Origin of the sequence: Cryobacterium sp. TMN-39-2 (assembly GCF_004402745.1) — a bacterium.
In the GTDB taxonomy this organism is placed as follows: domain Bacteria; phylum Actinomycetota; class Actinomycetes; order Actinomycetales; family Microbacteriaceae; genus Cryobacterium; species Cryobacterium zongtaii.
Map to the genome: position 1 here is coordinate 275,416 of NZ_SOFX01000027.1, position 16,687 is coordinate 292,102.

Annotated in this window: 12 protein-coding genes; 5 read left to right on the plus strand and 7 right to left on the minus strand. The window is 68.5% G+C overall.

Going from position 1 to position 16,687, the window contains the following annotated elements:
- Both E3O57_RS09385 and E3O57_RS09390 read right to left on the minus strand, forming a co-directional pair.
- The gene (locus E3O57_RS09385; RefSeq protein WP_088456371.1) at positions 1–1,062 is read right to left on the minus strand and encodes a permease; all 1,062 of its coding nucleotides are present in this window, start codon (positions 1,060–1,062) and stop codon (positions 1–3) included.
- 144 nt (positions 1,063–1,206) lie between these two features.
- Positions 1,207–3,873 carry an Rne/Rng family ribonuclease gene (locus E3O57_RS09390; protein ID WP_103479549.1) on the minus strand — a complete coding sequence of 889 codons (2,667 nt, stop codon included), beginning with the start codon at positions 3,871–3,873 and terminating at the stop codon, positions 1,207–1,209.
- 278 nt (positions 3,874–4,151) lie between these two features.
- Between E3O57_RS09390 and E3O57_RS09395 the strand changes: the two genes are divergently transcribed.
- Positions 4,152–4,751 (plus strand): vitamin K epoxide reductase family protein, encoded by a 600-nt coding sequence (locus tag E3O57_RS09395; protein WP_103431970.1) that lies wholly within the window; start codon positions 4,152–4,154, stop codon positions 4,749–4,751.
- Positions 4,752–4,831: 80 nt separating this feature from the next.
- On the opposite strand, the gene ndk is transcribed toward E3O57_RS09395, so the two are convergent.
- From ndk to E3O57_RS09420, 5 genes are all read right to left on the minus strand, one after another.
- Positions 4,832–5,251: a nucleoside-diphosphate kinase gene (gene ndk, locus E3O57_RS09400; RefSeq protein WP_088456374.1), complete on the minus strand. Its 420-nt coding sequence runs from the start codon at positions 5,249–5,251 to the stop codon at positions 4,832–4,834.
- A complete protein-coding gene (locus tag E3O57_RS09405) occupies positions 5,248–5,604 on the minus strand; it encodes a DUF4233 domain-containing protein (RefSeq protein ID WP_103459903.1) in 357 nt (118 codons plus the stop codon). Before E3O57_RS09405 ends, ndk begins: the two co-directional genes overlap by 4 nt.
- Positions 5,601–6,971: a folylpolyglutamate synthase/dihydrofolate synthase family protein gene (locus E3O57_RS09410; RefSeq protein ID WP_088456376.1), complete on the minus strand. Its 1,371-nt coding sequence runs from the start codon at positions 6,969–6,971 to the stop codon at positions 5,601–5,603. The genes E3O57_RS09405 and E3O57_RS09410 overlap by 4 nt, the downstream gene beginning before the upstream one ends.
- Entirely contained in the window at positions 6,964–10,392 is a 3,429-nt protein-coding gene (gene ileS / locus E3O57_RS09415; protein ID WP_103479550.1) for an isoleucine--tRNA ligase, read from the minus strand. The genes E3O57_RS09410 and ileS overlap by 8 nt, the downstream gene beginning before the upstream one ends.
- Before the next feature lie 260 nt (positions 10,393–10,652).
- On the minus strand, positions 10,653–11,276 hold the full coding sequence (locus E3O57_RS09420) for a TetR/AcrR family transcriptional regulator (RefSeq protein WP_240632186.1): 624 nt from the start codon (positions 11,274–11,276) through the stop codon (positions 10,653–10,655).
- A 124-nt stretch (positions 11,277–11,400) separates the two neighbouring features.
- Between E3O57_RS09420 and E3O57_RS09425 the strand changes: the two genes are divergently transcribed.
- The 4 genes from E3O57_RS09425 (at position 11,401) to E3O57_RS09440 (ending at position 16,686) form a co-directional block, all read left to right on the plus strand.
- Entirely contained in the window at positions 11,401–13,083 is a 1,683-nt protein-coding gene (locus E3O57_RS09425) for an ABC transporter substrate-binding protein (protein ID WP_174776233.1), read from the plus strand.
- A complete protein-coding gene (locus tag E3O57_RS09430; protein ID WP_241990361.1) occupies positions 13,068–14,057 on the plus strand; it encodes an ABC transporter permease in 990 nt (329 codons plus the stop codon). The genes E3O57_RS09425 and E3O57_RS09430 overlap by 16 nt, the downstream gene beginning before the upstream one ends.
- A gap of 80 nt (positions 14,058–14,137) precedes the next feature.
- Positions 14,138–14,938, plus strand: a complete 801-nt coding sequence (locus E3O57_RS09435) for an ABC transporter permease (RefSeq protein WP_103479624.1) — start codon at positions 14,138–14,140, stop codon at positions 14,936–14,938.
- The gene (locus tag E3O57_RS09440; protein WP_103479551.1) at positions 14,935–16,686 is read left to right on the plus strand and encodes an ABC transporter ATP-binding protein; all 1,752 of its coding nucleotides are present in this window, start codon (positions 14,935–14,937) and stop codon (positions 16,684–16,686) included. Before E3O57_RS09435 ends, E3O57_RS09440 begins: the two co-directional genes overlap by 4 nt.
- The last annotated feature ends 1 nt before the right edge of the window (position 16,687 follow it).

Genomic DNA, 16,687 nt, shown 5'->3' on the forward strand with positions numbered 1-16,687 from the left:
TTATGCGACATAGTTCACCAACAGGCCGGCGGCCGCGCTCATCAGGGCCACCAACGCGGTGATCTGCACGAGGGTGCGGGTGGTGAAGGTGGTGCGCATCAGGGCGAGCATCTTGACGTCGATCATGGCTCCGAAGGTGAGGAAGGCGGCGATGCCGCCAGGCATGAAGGTGCTGCCGAACGACAGCACGAAGAAGGCGTCGACGTTGGAGCACACCGCGACGATGAAGGCCAGGGCGATCATGGCCAGCACCGACCAGACCGGGTTGCTGCCGAGCGCCAGCAGCACCGAGCGGGGCACAAAAACCTGGACGAGCGCCGCGATCAGCGATCCGATGAACAGTGCGGGCATGATCACCGCGGTCTCGCGGGTGAACAGGTCGACTGACCGCTCGATACGGCCCGGCCGGGAACCGTGCGGGTGAGTGTGCCCCTCGTGCAACCCGCCGTCATGCCCGCCATTGCTCACCGGCGCGTCCGGCCGTTCGCAGGACGCTGAAAAGGTGCGGGTCAGGAGGCTGTCCGGGTCCGGGTGCCGGCTGAAGAGCCACCCGATAACGTTGGCTATCACGAAGCCGGCCACGATGCGGGTGATCAGGATCCCGTCTCCCCAGCCGAACGCCTGGTGGGTGGTGATGATCGTGATCGGGTTCAGGATGGGCGCGGCGAGCAGGAAAGTGATCGATTCCGGCACCGTGAAGCCGCCCACCATGAACCCGCGGGCCAAGGGCACGTTGCCGCATTCGCAGACCGGGAAGAACATGCCCAGCAGCGAGATGCAGGCGCGGCGGAGCACTGGTTGGCGGGGCAGGAATCGGGTGATGAAGCCGTGTGGGAGCCACACCTGCACCACCGTGGACAGCAGAATGCCGAGGAACACAAAAGGCGCTGACTCGATGATCACGCTCAGGGCGAGGGTGATGGTGTCCTGGACGCGGTCCGGCACTCCCCAGCCGGCGAACGCCGGGCTGACGGCACGGAGCGCGAACGCGGCGGCGACCAGGACCACACCGAGAATGAGTCCGGTGGGCACGCGCCGCACCGTCCCCCGATCCCTGTGCATCCATCGATCTTACCGGAGTGCGGCAACCAGACAGGCCAGGTCGACCGGCCAGGTCGACCGGCCAGGTCGACCGGCCCCGGACGACAACAGCGGTGCCGCCCGAATCGGGCGGCACCGCTGCAGGGCCGATGAGGCCGTCGACCGTTAGGCGTTGTCCTGCGTGGGAGCCACGATCGGCTGCACGGTGGCGGTCGGACCGCCGGCGGTGGTGACCCGACGGCTGCGCGAACGACCCTGGCCGGGCTGCTTGGGCTCCGGCAGGGCTTCAAGCACCGAATCGAGCAGCTGGTCGGTGACCTGCTTACTCACCGGACGGCGGCTGCGCGGTGACTTCTGCACGGGGATGTCGAGAATAGCGACACCGTCGGCCGAGTCGGCCGGCACGGCCTCCGGAGCCAGGAGAGGCGCCTGAACCGCCGGGGCGGCGGTGTCGGGCTCTGCGCCGAACGGGTCGGTGGACGCCCGGTCGGGCTGCACGGCGGGCGCACTGTCGGTCGACTGGCCGGTGCGGCCCCCCGAACGACTGCCCGAACGGTTGCCCCGGGAGTTCGAACGGGCCGTGGGCGCGGTGTCGACGCTCTCGGCCGCGGTCGGGGCGTCGGCCTCAGCAGCCGGGGCGGCGGCCGGGGCAGCCGTCTCGGTCGGCGCGAGCACGGGGATCGAACCGGTCAGTGAGCGGCTGATGGTGCGCGCGGCGATCAGCGCGAGGGCGTGCTTGGCGTCCTCGGTGATTCCGTGCGTGCCGTGGCCGGCCTTGGTGGAATCCGTCTGTACGGGCGCACCATGCGCCTGACCGGAATTCTGGTTGCCGTTGCCGCGCTGACCGGAGTTGCCGGCGTCGTGGCCGGAGCCGCCGTTGCCGTTGGACTTGCTGCGGGGGCGGCGCTCCTGAGTGGGCTGAGCGGTCTGGCGGTGCTTGACGACGGGGTCGTGGTGGATGACGATTCCACGTCCGGCGCAGGCCTCGCAGTTCTCGCTGAACGATTCGAGCAGGCCCAAGCCGAGCTTCTTGCGAGTCATCTGCACGAGCCCGAGCGAGGTGACCTCGGCCACCTGGTGCTTGGTGCGGTCGCGGCTGAGGCACTCGACCAGGCGACGGAGCACCAGGTCACGGTTGGACTCCAGGACCATGTCGATGAAGTCGACAACGATGATGCCGCCGATGTCGCGCAGGCGCAGCTGCCGAACGATCTCATCGGCTGCTTCGAGGTTGTTCTTGGTGACGGTCTCCTCGAGGTTTCCGCCGGATCCGACGAACTTGCCGGTGTTGACGTCGACGACGGTCATCGCCTCGGTGCGGTCGATCACGAGCGAACCGCCCGACGGCAGCCAGACCTTGCGGTCCAGTGCCTTTTCGATCTGCTCCGAGATGCGGTATTCGTCGAACGCGTCGCGCTCGCCCTCGTAGCGCTGGACGCGCTCGACGAGGTCGGGAGCCACCTGGCGCAGGTAGGACTCGATGACCTCCTGGGCGTCGTCGCCGGAGATGACCATCTTGTGGAAGTCCTCGTTGAAGACATCCCGCACGATCTTGATCAGCAGATCAGGCTCGCTGTGCAACAGGGCCGGACCGGACACCGTTTCAACCTGCTTGGCGATGGAGGCCCACTGCGCGGTGAGGCGGTTGACGTCGAGGGTGAGCTGTTCGTCGGTCGCGCCCTCGGCTGCGGTGCGCACGATGACACCCACGTTGTCCGGAAGGACCTCCTTGAGAATCTTCTTCAGCCTGGCGCGCTCAGTGTCGGGCAGCTTGCGGCTGATGCCGTTCATCGACCCATTGGGCACGTAGACGAGGTAGCGGCCGGGCAGCGACACCTGGCTGGTGAGCCGGGCGCCCTTGTGACCGATCGGGTCCTTGGTGACCTGCACCAGCACCTTGTCGCCGGGCTTGAGCGCCAGCTCGATACGGCGAGTCTGGCTCGCACCCGGGGAGTTCACCGCGGCGGCGTCCCAGTCGACCTCACCGGAGTAGAGCACGGCGTTGCGGCCGCGGCCGATGTCGACGAAGGCGGCTTCCATGCTCGGCAACACGTTCTGCACACGACCGAGGTAGACGTTGCCGATGAGCGACGCATCCTGGTTCTTGGCCACGTAGTGCTCGACGAGCACTCCGTCTTCGAGAACGCCGATCTGGATCTTGTTGTGCTTGGCCCGCACGACCATGGCGCGGTCGACCGACTCGCGGCGGGCGAGGAACTCGGCCTCCGTGATGACAGGGCGGCGGCGGCCGGCGTCGCGGCCGTCGCGGCGGCGCTGCTTCTTGGCCTCCAGGCGGGTGGAGCCCTTGATCCGCTGGGGCTCGGTGATCAGCTCGGGTTCGCGCGGAGTCCGCACCCGCACCACGGTGTTCGCGGGGTCGTCGCTGCGGCCTTCTTCACCGGTGCGACGGCGCGCGCGACGGCGCACCGTCGAGCCCTCTTCGGGGTCGTCATCCTCGTCGTCGAGCTGACGGCCGCCGGACCGGACCGGGGCCGGCAGAATCGCCGGGGCCTGGAAGATCAGGGACGTCGTCGGCCGGCGAACGACCTCGACGGTCTCGTCGAAGGGTGTCGGCAGGGCAGGGAATGCCACCGGCTGGTCCGCCGCGGCTGCCGCCTGGTCGGACGAGGCCTGGCCGAACGGCACCTGGTCGGAAGCCACTCGGTCGGCCGAAGCCGAGGGTGACTCCGGCGTCACGGCCGGGTCGTCCTGAGCGGGTACACGGGGCGTGTCACCGATCGGTTCGAGCTGCTTGGCCGGTGCCGCCTTCCTGGTTGTTTTGCGAGTGCCGAACAGGCCCTTGCGCTTCTTGTTGTCGTTGTCTTCCACCATCACTGGTGCGCTCCTTGACCGCTGTGGATGACCGCGCCACCCACTCGGTTACTCTCTCGTGCGTTGCTCTCGCTTGCGCGAAAACCCCGCGAATCCTATTGCGTGCCGCAACCGGCTCTTGGCTCTGGTTGCAAATACCTTTGGTCTAGGACCAATGAATCTGGGCGAATGCCGCCCATTAAGCCTTATGGCATCGGTTTGAGCGCGGCTCAAACGACTGTTTTGATTATCGCACGCATTCCCAGGGACGCGCACGCGACACATGACATAATCCGAATGTGCCATTCACCACGTCAAAAAAGCCTCCGATCGGTCTCGCCGTTTTCCTGATTCTCGCGGGGGCAATCGGTTTCGCGGCGGCATTCGCGCTCACCCTGGACAAGTTCACGATGCTGGAGGATCCCGCGGCGCAACTGTCCTGCAACTTCAGTGTCCTGGTGGGCTGCAGCACCAACCTCGGCTCCTGGCAGGGCGCGGTGTTCGGATTCCCGAACCCGTTGATCGGGGTGGCGGGCTGGAGCGTGGTGATCACCATCGGGGCGGCGATCCTTTCGGGCGCCCGCTTTGCCCGGTGGTTCTGGCTGGGCCTGAACCTGGGGGTCGCCGGTGCGCTCGCCTTCGTCATTTGGCTGATGGGCCAGAGCTTCTTCGTCCTCGACGTGCTGTGCCCGTGGTGCATGGTCACCTGGACGGTGACGATCCCGGTGTTCCTCGCCGTGACCCTGTACAACCTCAAGACCGGCATCATTCCGGGTTCGGCGCGGGTGCGGCGCCTCGCGGCCGGCGCCTATTCGTGGATCTTCGTCATCACGATCGCCTGCTACCTCGTCGCCGCGACGATCGCCCAACTCCAGATGGACTTCCTTCACCGCCTCTGAGGCTTCTCCAGCCCGCAAGACGTGAGAAAGGCCCCGAAAACTCGACGTTTTCGGGGCCTTTCTCGCGGTTCGGGAGGTGTTTAGGCGAACCAGAGGGCCAGCTCGCGGGCCGCGGACTCGGGCGAGTCCGAACCGTGCACGAGGTTCTGCTGAACCTTCAGGCCCCAGTCCCGGCCGAGGTCGCCACGGATGGTTCCCGGTGCGGCCGTGGTGGGGTCGGTGGTGCCGGCCAGGGCGCGGAAGCCCTCGATGACGCGGTCGCCGGCAACACGCAGGGCCAGGATCGATCCGCTTTCCATGAATTCGACGAGCGGTTCGAAGAACGGCTTGCCGGCGTGCTCGGCGTAGTGCTCGGCGAGGAGCGAGCGCTCGGCCTGCACGAGCTTGATGTCGACGAGGGAGTACCCCTTCGCCTCGATCCGGCGAAGGATCTCGCCGGAGAGGTTGCGCGCCACGCCGTCGGGCTTGACCAATACGAGTGTTTCCTGAACGTTCGTCATGAGTTCTCCTTGTTCTGTCTTTCGACGTTCTGTCTGTCGATCCGTGTGCCGGTGATCATGCAGTAGACCCACATGCCGGCGAAGAGTGCCCCGACGAAGAACATCGCCGGGTTGAGGAATCCGGTGGCGACGACGACGACCTGGACGGCCCAACCGATCAGGTAGGCCCAGTTGAACCGTAGCAACCCGAGGGTGGCGACCATGATCAGGCAGAGCAACGCTCCCCCGCCCAGGGTGACCCAGGCTGGCAGATCGCTCAGCCCGAAGATCACCAGGGTGGCCAGGAACACCACGATCAGCTCGAAGCCGAGCACGATCGAGGCGAGTGATCGTCGAACCGATCCGCTTCTCACGTGGTCATCCAGTCCCCCGCGTCGGCCAACGCGACGGCGTCACCGACGAGGGTGATCGACCCGGCGACGAGCACGGCGCGCTTGGGGGCGTCCTGGGCCCAGCCGCGAGCTGCGTCGAGGGCCTGGGCGAGGTCGCCGAACCTGAACGTGTCCGCGTCGCCGACGTGTTCAGCGACGAGGTCGGCGAGGTCGTCGACCGGGATCGCCCGCTCGGAGTGTGACTGGGTCACGTGGAAGCGGGCCACGGCGGGACGCAGGGCCTCGATGATGCCCGCGGCGTCCTTGTCGGCGAGGATGCCGACGACCACGACGATCTCGTCGAAGTCGAAATAGCTCTCCAGCGCCGCGGACAGGGCCAGGGCCCCGTGCGGGTTGTGCGCGGCGTCGACGAGCACTGTCGGCTCGATGCCGACCAGCTGCAGCCGTCCGGGCGAGGTCGCGGTGGCGAGTCCTTCCACCAGGATGTCTTCGACCAGGGCCTGGCTGCCCGCGCCGAGGAATGACTCGACGGCGGCGATGGCCACGGCGGCGTTCTGGGCCTGGTGGGTGCCGTAGAGCGGCAGGAACAGTTCGGAGTAGGTGCCGGCGATGCCGCGCACGGAGATGAGCTGGCCGCCGACGGCCACGTGGCTGGCGAGGAGGGCGAATTCGCTGCCCTCGCCCACCAGGGTCGACTCGGTGAGCTCGGCGGCCCGGGTCAGCTCGGTCATGGCCTCCGGCGGCTGCGCTGCGGTCACGACGGCCGCCGCGGGCTTGATGATGCCGGACTTGGTGCGCGCGATCTCGGCGATGGTGCTGCCGAGCCGCTTGGTGTGGTCCAGGGCAATCGGGGTGAACACGGCCACCTGGCCGTCGGCGACGTTGGTGGAGTCCCATTCGCCGCCCATGCCGACCTCGAGCACGACCACGTCGACCGGCGCATCCGCGAAGCAGGCGAAGGCCAGAACGGTGAGGGCCTCGAAGAAGGTGAGGGGTTCGTCACCGGCGGTGGCGAGTTCGGCGTCGACCATGAGCAGGTAGGGCTGGATGTCGGCCCAGTTCGCGGCCAGGGCCTCGTCGGTGATGGACTGCCCGTCGATCACGATGCGTTCGTTGAGTCGCACGAGGTGCGGGCTCACCAGCAGGCCGGTACGCAGGCCGTAGGCGCGCAGGATGCTCTCGATGATGCGGCTGGTGCTGGTCTTACCGTTCGTGCCGGTCACGTGGATGATCGGGTACGAGTTCTGCGGGTCGCCGAGCAGTTCGACCGCCCGGCGGGTCGCCTGCAGCCGCGGCTGCGGAGATCCCTCGCCCACCCTTTCGAGCAGTGCGGCGAGCACGGCGTCGCCGGCGTCACGGAATTCGTCGGGGTAGTAATCGTCAGACATTGATGGTTCCTTTGTCGCGGGCGACGGCAACGATGACCGGTCCGTGGTTCGCGTAGTGGTTGGCCTCGATGCGCACGTAGTGCTCCACGATCGAGCCGGTCAGACCGGGCAGCCATTCGGACGGGGTGCCGGCGGCATCGGCCGGTGCCGAGTGCGTGCTGAACCGGATGGCCAAGGTTTCGCCGGCGACGTCGACGCCTGTCGCCAACGAGAAGGTGGCGGCGTCGGCCTCGTCGAAGAAGACCAGGTCCAGGCGGATGCGGTCACTGACCTCGAAACCGGCCGACTTGCGGGTGTCCTGCACGGCGCGGATGAGGTCGCGGGCCAGGCCCTCCGCCTCGAGTTCGGGCGTGGTGGTGGTTTCCAACAACACGAATCCGCCGCCGGCGAGCAGGGCGAGCGCCGAACTGTTCAGCACCGACTCGGCGTCCGCGGCCGTGGAGGCGGCCTGCAGTTCCAGTTCGTACTCCCCCGCGACCAGTTCGATGCCGCCGGCGGTGACGACACCGTCGGTTTCGGACCAGTCGCCGGTGCGGGCGGCCTTGATGACCTGCTGCACCTGCTTGCCCAGGCGCGGGCCGGCGGCGCGGGCGTTCACCGTGAGCTTGGAGGTGATGCCGTAGCTCTCAGCGCTGTCGGCCTCCTGCTCGACCAGGGTCACGGCCTTGACGTTCAGCTCGTCGCGCAGGATGCCCTCGAAGCCGGCCAGGGCGGCCGCGGCGGTGGTGACCACGGTGAGGTTCGCCAGGGGAAGCCGCACCCTCAGGCCGGCCTTCTTGCGCAGCGACAGCACTGTGGAGCTGACCAGGCGCACCTGGTCCATGGCCGTGACCAGGCCGGGGTCGGCCGGGAACACCGTGGCGTCAGGCCAGTCGGTGAGGTGCACGCTGCGTCCGCCGGTCAGGCCCTGCCAGATGCGTTCGCTGATCAGCGGCAGCAGCGGCGCGGCTACGCGGGTCACGGTTTCGAGCACCGTGTACAGGGTGTCGAAGGCATCCGCACCGGTGCCGTCGGCGGTGACGCCTGCCCAGAACCTGTCGCGTGACCGGCGCACGTACCAGTTGGTCAGCACGTCCGCGAAGTCGCGCAGGCGCGAGGCGGCGAGGGTGCTGTCGAGGCGTTCGAGGTCGCCGGTGACGTCCTCGATGAGGTCGCGGGTCTTGGCCAGCAGATAGCGGTCGAGCACATCGGTGGAGTCGGTGCGCCAGGTGGCGGTGTAGTCGGTGGCGTTGGCGTAGAGCGAGAAGAAGTACCAGGTGCTCCACAACGGCAGCAGCATCTGGCGGGTGCCCTCGCGGATGCCCTCCTCGGTGACGATGAGGTTGCCGCCACGCAATACCGGGGAGCTCATCAGGAACCAGCGCATGGCGTCGGAGCCGTCGCGGTCGAAGACCTCGTTGACGTTGGGGTAGTTGCGCAGCGACTTGCTCATCTTCTGGCCGTCGTTGCCGAGCACGATGCCGTGGCTGACCACGTTCTTGAACGCGGGCCGGTCGAACAGGGCGGTCGAGAGCACGTGCAGCAGGTAGAACCAGCCGCGGGTCTGGCCGATATATTCCACGATGAAGTCGGCCGGGTTGTGGCTGTCGAACCACTCCCGGTTTTCGAACGGGTAATGCACCTGCGCGAACGGCATCGAGCCGGAGTCGAACCAGACGTCCAGGACATCCTCGATGCGTCGCATGGTGGACTGCCCGGTGGGGTCGTCGGGGTTGGGCCGGGTGAGCTGGTCGATGTAGGGGCGGTGCAGGTCGGTGGGGCGCACGCCGAAGTCCGCTTCGAGTTCATCGAGCGAACCGTAGACGTCGATGCGCGGGTAGGCGGGGTTGTCGCTCTTCCACACCGGGATCGGGGAGCCCCAGTACCGGTTGCGGCTGATCGACCAGTCCCGGGCGTTGCCGATCCACTTGCCGAACTGGCCGTCCTTGACGTTCTCCGGAACCCAGTTGACCTCTTGGTTGAGGTCGACCATACGATCGCGGAAGTCGGTGACCCTGACGAACCAGCTCGACACGGCCTTGTAGATCAGCGGATTGCGGCAGCGCCAGCAATGCGGGTAGGAGTGTTCGTAGCTGGCCTGGCGCAGCAGCCGGCCCTGCGACTTGATCAGCTGGGTGAGCGGCTTGTTGGCGTCGCTCCAGAGCTGACCGGCGACCTCGGTGACGGCGGGCAGGAATTTTCCGCCGTCGTCCAGCGAGAGGATGACCGGGATGCCGTAGGCCTGGCAGACCGTCTGGTCCTCCTCGCCGTAAGCGGGAGCCTGGTGCACGATGCCGGTGCCGTCGGAGGTGGTGACGTAGTCGGCGACCACGAAGCGCCAGGCGTTCTGGGTGCCCCACTCGCTCTCGTCGGCGTAATAGTCGAACAGACGGTCGTAGGAGACGCCTTCGAGGTCGCGGCCGGTGACGGTGCGGCTGATGGCGGCCGTCGCGTCGGCGGCGCTCTCGTAGCCGAGGTCCTTGGCGTAGCTGCCGACCAGGTCGATGGCCAGCAGGTACTCGGCGCCGAGCACCTCGGTGGCGGGATCGGGTGCGCCGGCCTGCTCGCGCAGCACCTCGGCATCCGGCGTGCCATTGGGGCCGGCGGGAACGACGGCGTAGACGATTTCGGGGCCGACGGCCAGGGCGAGGTTGGTCGGCAGGGTCCAGGGGGTGGTGGTCCAGGCAAGGGCCCGAACGGCGGTGAGGCCGAGGGTCTCGGCCTTGGCGCCGACCAGGGGGAAGGTGACCGTGACCGTCTGGTCCTGGCGCATTTTGTAGACGTCATCGTCCATGCGCAGTTCGTGGTTGGACAGCGGGGTCTGGTCCCGCCAGCAGTACGGCAGCACCCGGTAGCCCTCGTAGGCGAGGCCCTTGGTGTGCAGTTCCTTGAACGCCCAGATCACCGACTCCATGAAGGTGATGTCGAGGGTCTTGTAGTCGTTTTCGAAGTCGACCCAGCGGGCCTGGCGGGTGACGTACTTCTCCCAGTCCTTGGTGTATTCGAGCACCGATTCGCGGGCGACGGCGTTGAACGCGGCCAGGCCCATCTCTTCGATCTGGCTCTTGTCGGTGATGCCGAGCTTCCGCTCGGCCTCCAGCTCGGCGGGCAAACCGTGGGTGTCCCAGCCGAACCGGCGGTGCACCTGCTTGCCGCGCATGGTCTGGAAGCGCGGGAACAGGTCCTTGGCGTACCCGGTGAGCAGGTGGCCGTAGTGCGGCAGGCCGTTGGCGAAGGGCGGGCCGTCATAGAAGACCCACTCCGGCGCTCCCTCGCGGTTGTCGATGGAGGCCTGGAAGGTGCCGTCCTTCTCCCAGAAGTCCAGCACCTCGCCTTCGATCTGCGGAAGGTTCGGTGAGGGAACGACGGCTGCGTCCAAGCGGGCCGGGTCGGCGTCGGGGAGGCCGAACGCGTTGTCTGTGGGCTGCTGCGGGTACGTCATGCTTCTCCTGGACGAGGCGGTGTTGAGTCGCTGGCCTATTCCACGAGGACGCTCGCCCCGACAGGACGTTGCGCGGTACCACCTCGCTTGCCGTTCCTGGAAGTAGCGAACGACCGCTCAAACTAAGGCTGTGACGGGCCCGACCCGTTCGGCTCTACTTGTCGAGAACGTGCCGGGGCACGAACACGACGTTCTTCCGAAGACTCCCCGGTGATAGCCGGATCTGCGTCTGTGAATCACTATCGATCAATACTATCTTGTCAGGAATCCTGGACCCGGTCGAGAACCGGGTGGAATCCCGCGCAGACCGGCGAGATCGCCACGTCAACGTACCCGGCCAGCTCCCCGCGGCCCACGCCGGCAGCGGCCCACTCCCTGGCGGCCGCGACCGCCGCCGCCACCACCGCGCTCGAGAACGCCCGTCCGGCGAGATCGGCCAGGGCGGCCTGCCCCGGTCTGGCGCCGACGAACTCGTGCACGAGACCCACCTGCACGAGAAATCTGGCCAGCGCGGATGCTTCCAGCTCACTGCTCGTCGCCATCAACTCATACTGGGTGAGCGCCCAGGGCACCCGGCCGGGCCCGAACCCCGCGGCCACCCGCAGCAGAGCCTGTCGCACCGATTCGGTGACCGGGGCGGCCCTGTCGCAATCGGCGAGGGAGGCGGGCAGAACGTCCAGGCCCGCATCGACATCCACCCAGAGCAGATCGCTCTTGGCCGAGAAGTAATTGAAGAAGGTGTTGCGGCTCACCCCGGCCCGCCGGGCGATATCTCCGATCGTGGTACCGGCGTAGGTCTGCTCCAGGAACAGCTCCGCCGCGGCTTCTTCGAGCATGGCCCGGGACGACGCCTGGGGTCGACCGGGGGCACGGGAATCGGACACGGCTCTCCTGTGTTCTACGATGAGACTCAACACATCTTTTTTTGGACTGAGTCCAATAATGCCACAGCAGGCTTCCCCCGTATTTCCCCTGAACCGCACCGCTTTCGTGAAAAGAGACCGCCGCATGCCCCGTCCGGGAATCATTCCTTCGCGCTCCACCACCCTCGCCGCCCTGGCCGGTGCGGCCGCCCTCGGCCTCGCCCTGACCGGCTGCACGAGCGCCGCGTCCTCCGGAGGCGGCGACGAGCCCACCAGCGGTGGAACCCTGACCTACGCATCCGGTGACGCCGAGCCCACCTGCCTGGACCCCCACGTCGGCGGCAACTACCCGCAGGCCCTGGTCAGCTCCCAGTTCCTGGAATCCTTGGTCTCCCTCGACGCCGACGGCGCCATTATCCCGTGGCTGGCCGACAGCTGGACGGTGAGCCCCGACGGCCTCTCCTGGGAGTTCACGCTGAAAGACGGCGTGACCTTCACCGACGGCACCCCTCTGGACGCCGCCGCGGTGCAGGCCAACATCGCGCACCTGCAGGACCCGGAGACCGGTTCATCGACCGGATACCTGGCCCTGGCGAAGGTCACCGGTACCGAAGCGGTCTCGGATTCCGTGGTGCGGCTTACCCTGGCCCAGCCAGACAGTGCCCTGCTCGAGTCGCTCGCCCAGCCGTGGCTGGCCATCGAATCCCCCACCGCGCTCATGCGCAGCCAGGACGAGAACTGCGCCGCACCGGTGGGCACCGGACCATTCATCGTCGACTCCTGGGTGAAGCAGAACGCCATCACCCTGGTGCGGAACGAGGACTACAGCTCTCCCCCGGCCGATGCCGAGCACGACGGGCCGGCGTACCTGGAAGAAATCGTCTGGCGCTTCATCCCGGACTCGGCCTCCAGGTACGCCGCCCTGCAGGCCGGCGAGGTCGATGTGATCGACAACGCCCAGCCCGACACCATCAGCCAGGCGGAGGCCAGCGACACCATCGTTCACCTCGACGCGCCGCGCCCCGGCGCCTCCAATCGCATCGAACTGAACTCCGGCAAGGCACCGTTCAACGACGCCGCGGTGCGTGAGGCGTTCATCCGCTCGGCCAACGTCGACGACGCCGTTGCGTCGTTGTTCCAGGGCAGCGCCGAACGGTCCACCTCCGCACTGTCCAGCGTCGAACCGCTCGGGGTGTCCAGGCCGGATCTGTTCGATTACGACCCTGACGCCGCCGCCGAGCTTCTCGACGGTGCCGGCTGGGCGGAGAAGGACTCCGACGGCTACCGGGTCAAGGACGGAGTGCGACTCACCGTGGTCTTCCCGGTCAGCACCAACCAGTCCATCCCCGCCGAACAGTCGCTGTTCGAGCAGATTCAGGCGACGGCCAAGGAGACCGGGTTCGACGTTCAGCTGACCAAGCTGGACCTCTCCAGCTGGTACACCGCCCTGGGCAGCAACGCGTACGACGCCGTCAGCGCGCCGTACACCAAGATCGGCCCCGACGTGCTGCGAATCCTGTTCCACTCCGACGGCATCACCCCCGCGCCCAGCGGCTACTTCGCCAACCACGCCCAGGTGAACGATCCCGAACTGGACTCGCTCCTCACCGAGGCGAACCAGGTCTCGACAGGCTCGACCAACGGTGGTGACGCCGACCAGCGCGCCGCGCTGTACGAGGACGCTCAGGACCTGATCCTGGAGGGCTTCTACATCCTGCCGCTCTACGACCAGCAGAATCACTTCCTGCTCGGCACGGCGGTCGAGGGCGCTCGCGCGCTGCCGACGGTGTCGACGCCGGCGTTCTACGACGCGTGGCTGAACCGCTGACGACAGCCGCCCGGCGGGGCGCACGGCCTCGGCTCCGAGGTCTCGCCCGGCGACTCGCGGGCGCGGTCTTCGTGCTGTGGGCCGTCGCCACCGTCACGTTTTTCGCCGTGCGACTGATCCCGGGCGACCCTGCCGAGGCGATCCTCGGCGGTCCGGGCTCACAGACCTCACTGGAGGCGCTCGCGGCGGTGCGCGCCGAGTACGGGCTCGACCAGCCGCTGCTGGTGCAATATCTGCAGCAGCTGGGCCGCCTGGCCACCGGCAACCTCGGCCGGTCCTATGCGCTCAACATGGATGTCGGCCCGCTCGTGCTCAGCCAGCTCGGCGGCACCCTGGTCCTGGCCGTTCTCTCGCTCGCGGTCGCCTGGCTGATCGCCCTCGTCCTGGCCACGTGGTCCACCGGGCGCGGCCGCCTCGCGGCCCGGATCGGCACCGGCCTCGAGATCGTCGCTGCGGCTCTGCCGCACTTCTGGCTGGCCACCACGCTCATCGTGGTCTTCAGCGTCTGGTGGGGGGTGCTGCCGCCGATCAGCACCGCGGATGCCCGCGGCCTGGTCCTGCCCGTCGTCACCCTGGCCATCCCCCTGGCCGGTTTCCTCGGCCAGGTCATGCGGGAGAGCCTGAACACCGCCCTGGAATCACCGTTTGTGCTCTCGGCCAGGGCCAGGGGGGAAAGCGACCGCGGGGTGCTCTGGCGGCACGCCCTGCGGCACGCCGCACTGCCCGCGATCAGCCTGTCCGGCTGGGCGTTCGGCTCCCTGATCAGCGGCGCCGTGGTGGTCGAGACGATCTTCGCCAGGCCCGGCCTCGGCCGCACCCTGCTCAACGCCGTCACCGTGCGCGACGTTCCGGTGGTGGTCGGCGTGGTGATGGTGGTCGCTCTGGCCTACATCCTGATGACCATCGTCACCGACCTCGCGTCCGGCCTGGCCGACCCACGACCCACCGAAATCGGGAACGGAGCGCTCTCGTGAGCGAACTGGAGATTCAGGCGTCGGCGACCGGTCACAGTGCCGGCCGCTCCCAGTCATCCGCTCCCGGCGGGTTCGGCAGCATGCGGGCCTCCGTGGTGGAGCTCGCTGCCGTGCTGGTGGCCATGCTGCTGCTCACCGCGGCGATCGCGCCGCGCCTGCTCGCCCCGGGCGACCCGCTCGCCATCGACCCGCTGGCCGCGTTCGGCGCCCCGTCGTGGGACCACTGGTTCGGCACCGACGAATCGGGCCGGGACATCTACACCCGCGTCGTCGACGGCGCCAGGGACTCCCTCCTGATCGGCCTCACCGCCACCGTGATCGGGCTCGGCCTCGGTGCGGTCCTCGGCACGATCGCCGGCACCCTCGGCGCGGCCGTGGACTTCACGGTCAACAGGTTCCTCGAGGTGCTGTTCGCGTTTCCCGGGCTGCTGCTGGCGCTGCTGTTCATCCTGGTGTTCGGTCCGGGTCCGGGCAGCGCCATTGTGGCGGTGGGGCTCTCCACGGCGCCGGGCTACGCGCGCATCATCCGTGCCCAGCTGCTGCGGGTGCGCTCCTCGGCGTTCGTGGAGGCCGCCACCGTGCAGGGCCTCGGTCGCGGCCGGATCCTGGCCAGGCACATCCTGCCCAATACGCTGGCGCCGCTGTTCGTTCTCGGCACCCTCGGCATCGGCCAGGCCATCGTCTGGGCCGCCGCGCTGAGCTACCTGGGGCTGGGCGCGCAACCGCCGGCCGCCGAGTGGGGCGCCATGCTCTCCGCCGGCCGCACCTACATCACCTCGGCCTGGTGGATGAGCTTCTTCCCCGGTCTGTTCATCGTGCTCACCGCTGTGTGCGCGACGACCCTCGGCCGCTCGATCGAACGACGGATGAGGCACGCATGAGCGCCACGAATTCACGCTGCGCCGGCCCGCACCCGGCGGTCGCCCTGCGGGTGCGCAACCTCCGGGTGGGTTTCGGCGATGCGTCCGCCGCCGATGTCGTGCGCGGCGTCTCGTTCGAGCTCCCCGCCGGCGAATGCCTGGCCATCGTGGGCGAGTCCGGTTCGGGGAAGAGCGTCACCGCGCGGAGCATCCTCGGACTGGCCGGCACCGCCGCTCGGGTCAGCGCCGACGAGCTCAGCCTCGCCGGCGAGTCCGTGCTCGGGTTGTCGGAGGCAGCCTGGCGCCGCCGCCGCGGCCGGGACGTGGGTCTGGTGCTGCAGGACGCCCTTGCCTCCCTCGACCCGCTCCGCCCGATCATTCGCGAGATCGGCGACTCGCTGCGCCTGCACACCCGCCTCGACCAGACCGAACGCAGCCGTAAGGTCCTCGAGATCCTCGCCGCCGCAGGACTGGCGCAGCCGGAACTCTACGCGGGCCGGCGCTCCGGGGAGCTCTCCGGCGGCCAGCGCCAGCGGGCGCTGATCGCCGCCGCCCTCGCCCTCGATCCCCCACTGTTGGTGGCAGACGAACCCACGACAGCCCTCGACGTGACCGTGCAGGCCCAGGTGCTCGACCTGCTCGAGCAGGTGCGCGGCCGGGGAACGGCCATCGTGCTGATCAGCCACGACCTCGCCGTGGTGAGCCGCATCGCCGACCGGATCGCCGTGATGCACGAGGGCCGCATCATCGAGACCGGCACAACGGCCGAGGTGCTGCAAAACCCACGGCACGCCGAGACCAGGCGGATGCTGGCCGCGGTTCCCGTGGACAGGCCGCGCGGGTCCAGGCTCGCGCCGGCGACGGCCGTGCGGCAGCCCGTCGTGGCGCACCCGCCCGCGCGCGTCCCCGAGCACCTGGCCGAGCGGGTCCCCGTCAGCGTTGCGTCCCGGACCCCGGCGGCAAAGCCCGTTGCTGAACCGGTCAGCGCCCTGGAGGCCATCGGGCTGTCCAAGTCGTTCCGTGGCCCGCTCGGCACCGTGCACCGCGCCGTCGCCGAGGTGTCCTTCCGGCTGCCGAGGGGAAGCACCCTGGGCATCGTGGGCGAGTCCGGCTCCGGCAAGACCACCACCGCCAGGCTCGCCCTCGCGCTCACGGCAGCCGACACCGGTGAAGTGCGCCTGCTCGGCGAGGCGTGGAGCACGCTGCGCGAACGCGACCGCCGGGCCAGGCGGCCCCTGGTCGGCGCGGTCTACCAGGACGTGCTGGGATCGTTCGACCCCCGGCTGAGCGTGCGCGAGATCCTCTGCCATGCCGTCGCCGCCGCCGTCGGGAGCAGCGCCGGAGGAGGTTCGGCGGGGCGCCGCGCCATGCCCGCCCGGGTGTCCGCACTTCTTGACGATGTCGGCCTATCCGAGTCCCTGTTGGAGCGCCGGCCCACCGACCTCTCCGGCGGGCAACGCCAGCGGGTGGGCATTGCCCGGGCCCTGGCCTCCAGCCCCCAGATCCTGATCTGCGACGAACCCGTCTCCGCGCTCGATGTCAGTGTGCAGGCCCAGGTCCTCGACCTGCTCGACGAGCTGCAACGCGAGCTGAAGCTGAGCCTGCTGTTCATCTCCCACGACCTCGGGGTGATCCAGCACGTGAGTGACCACGTCGCCGTGATGAACGACGGCCGGATCGTCGAGACCGGCACCGCCGCCGAGGTATTCAGGGCACCGACGCATCCGTACACACAGGCGTTACTCGCGGCGGTGCCCCGGCTGCCGTGAA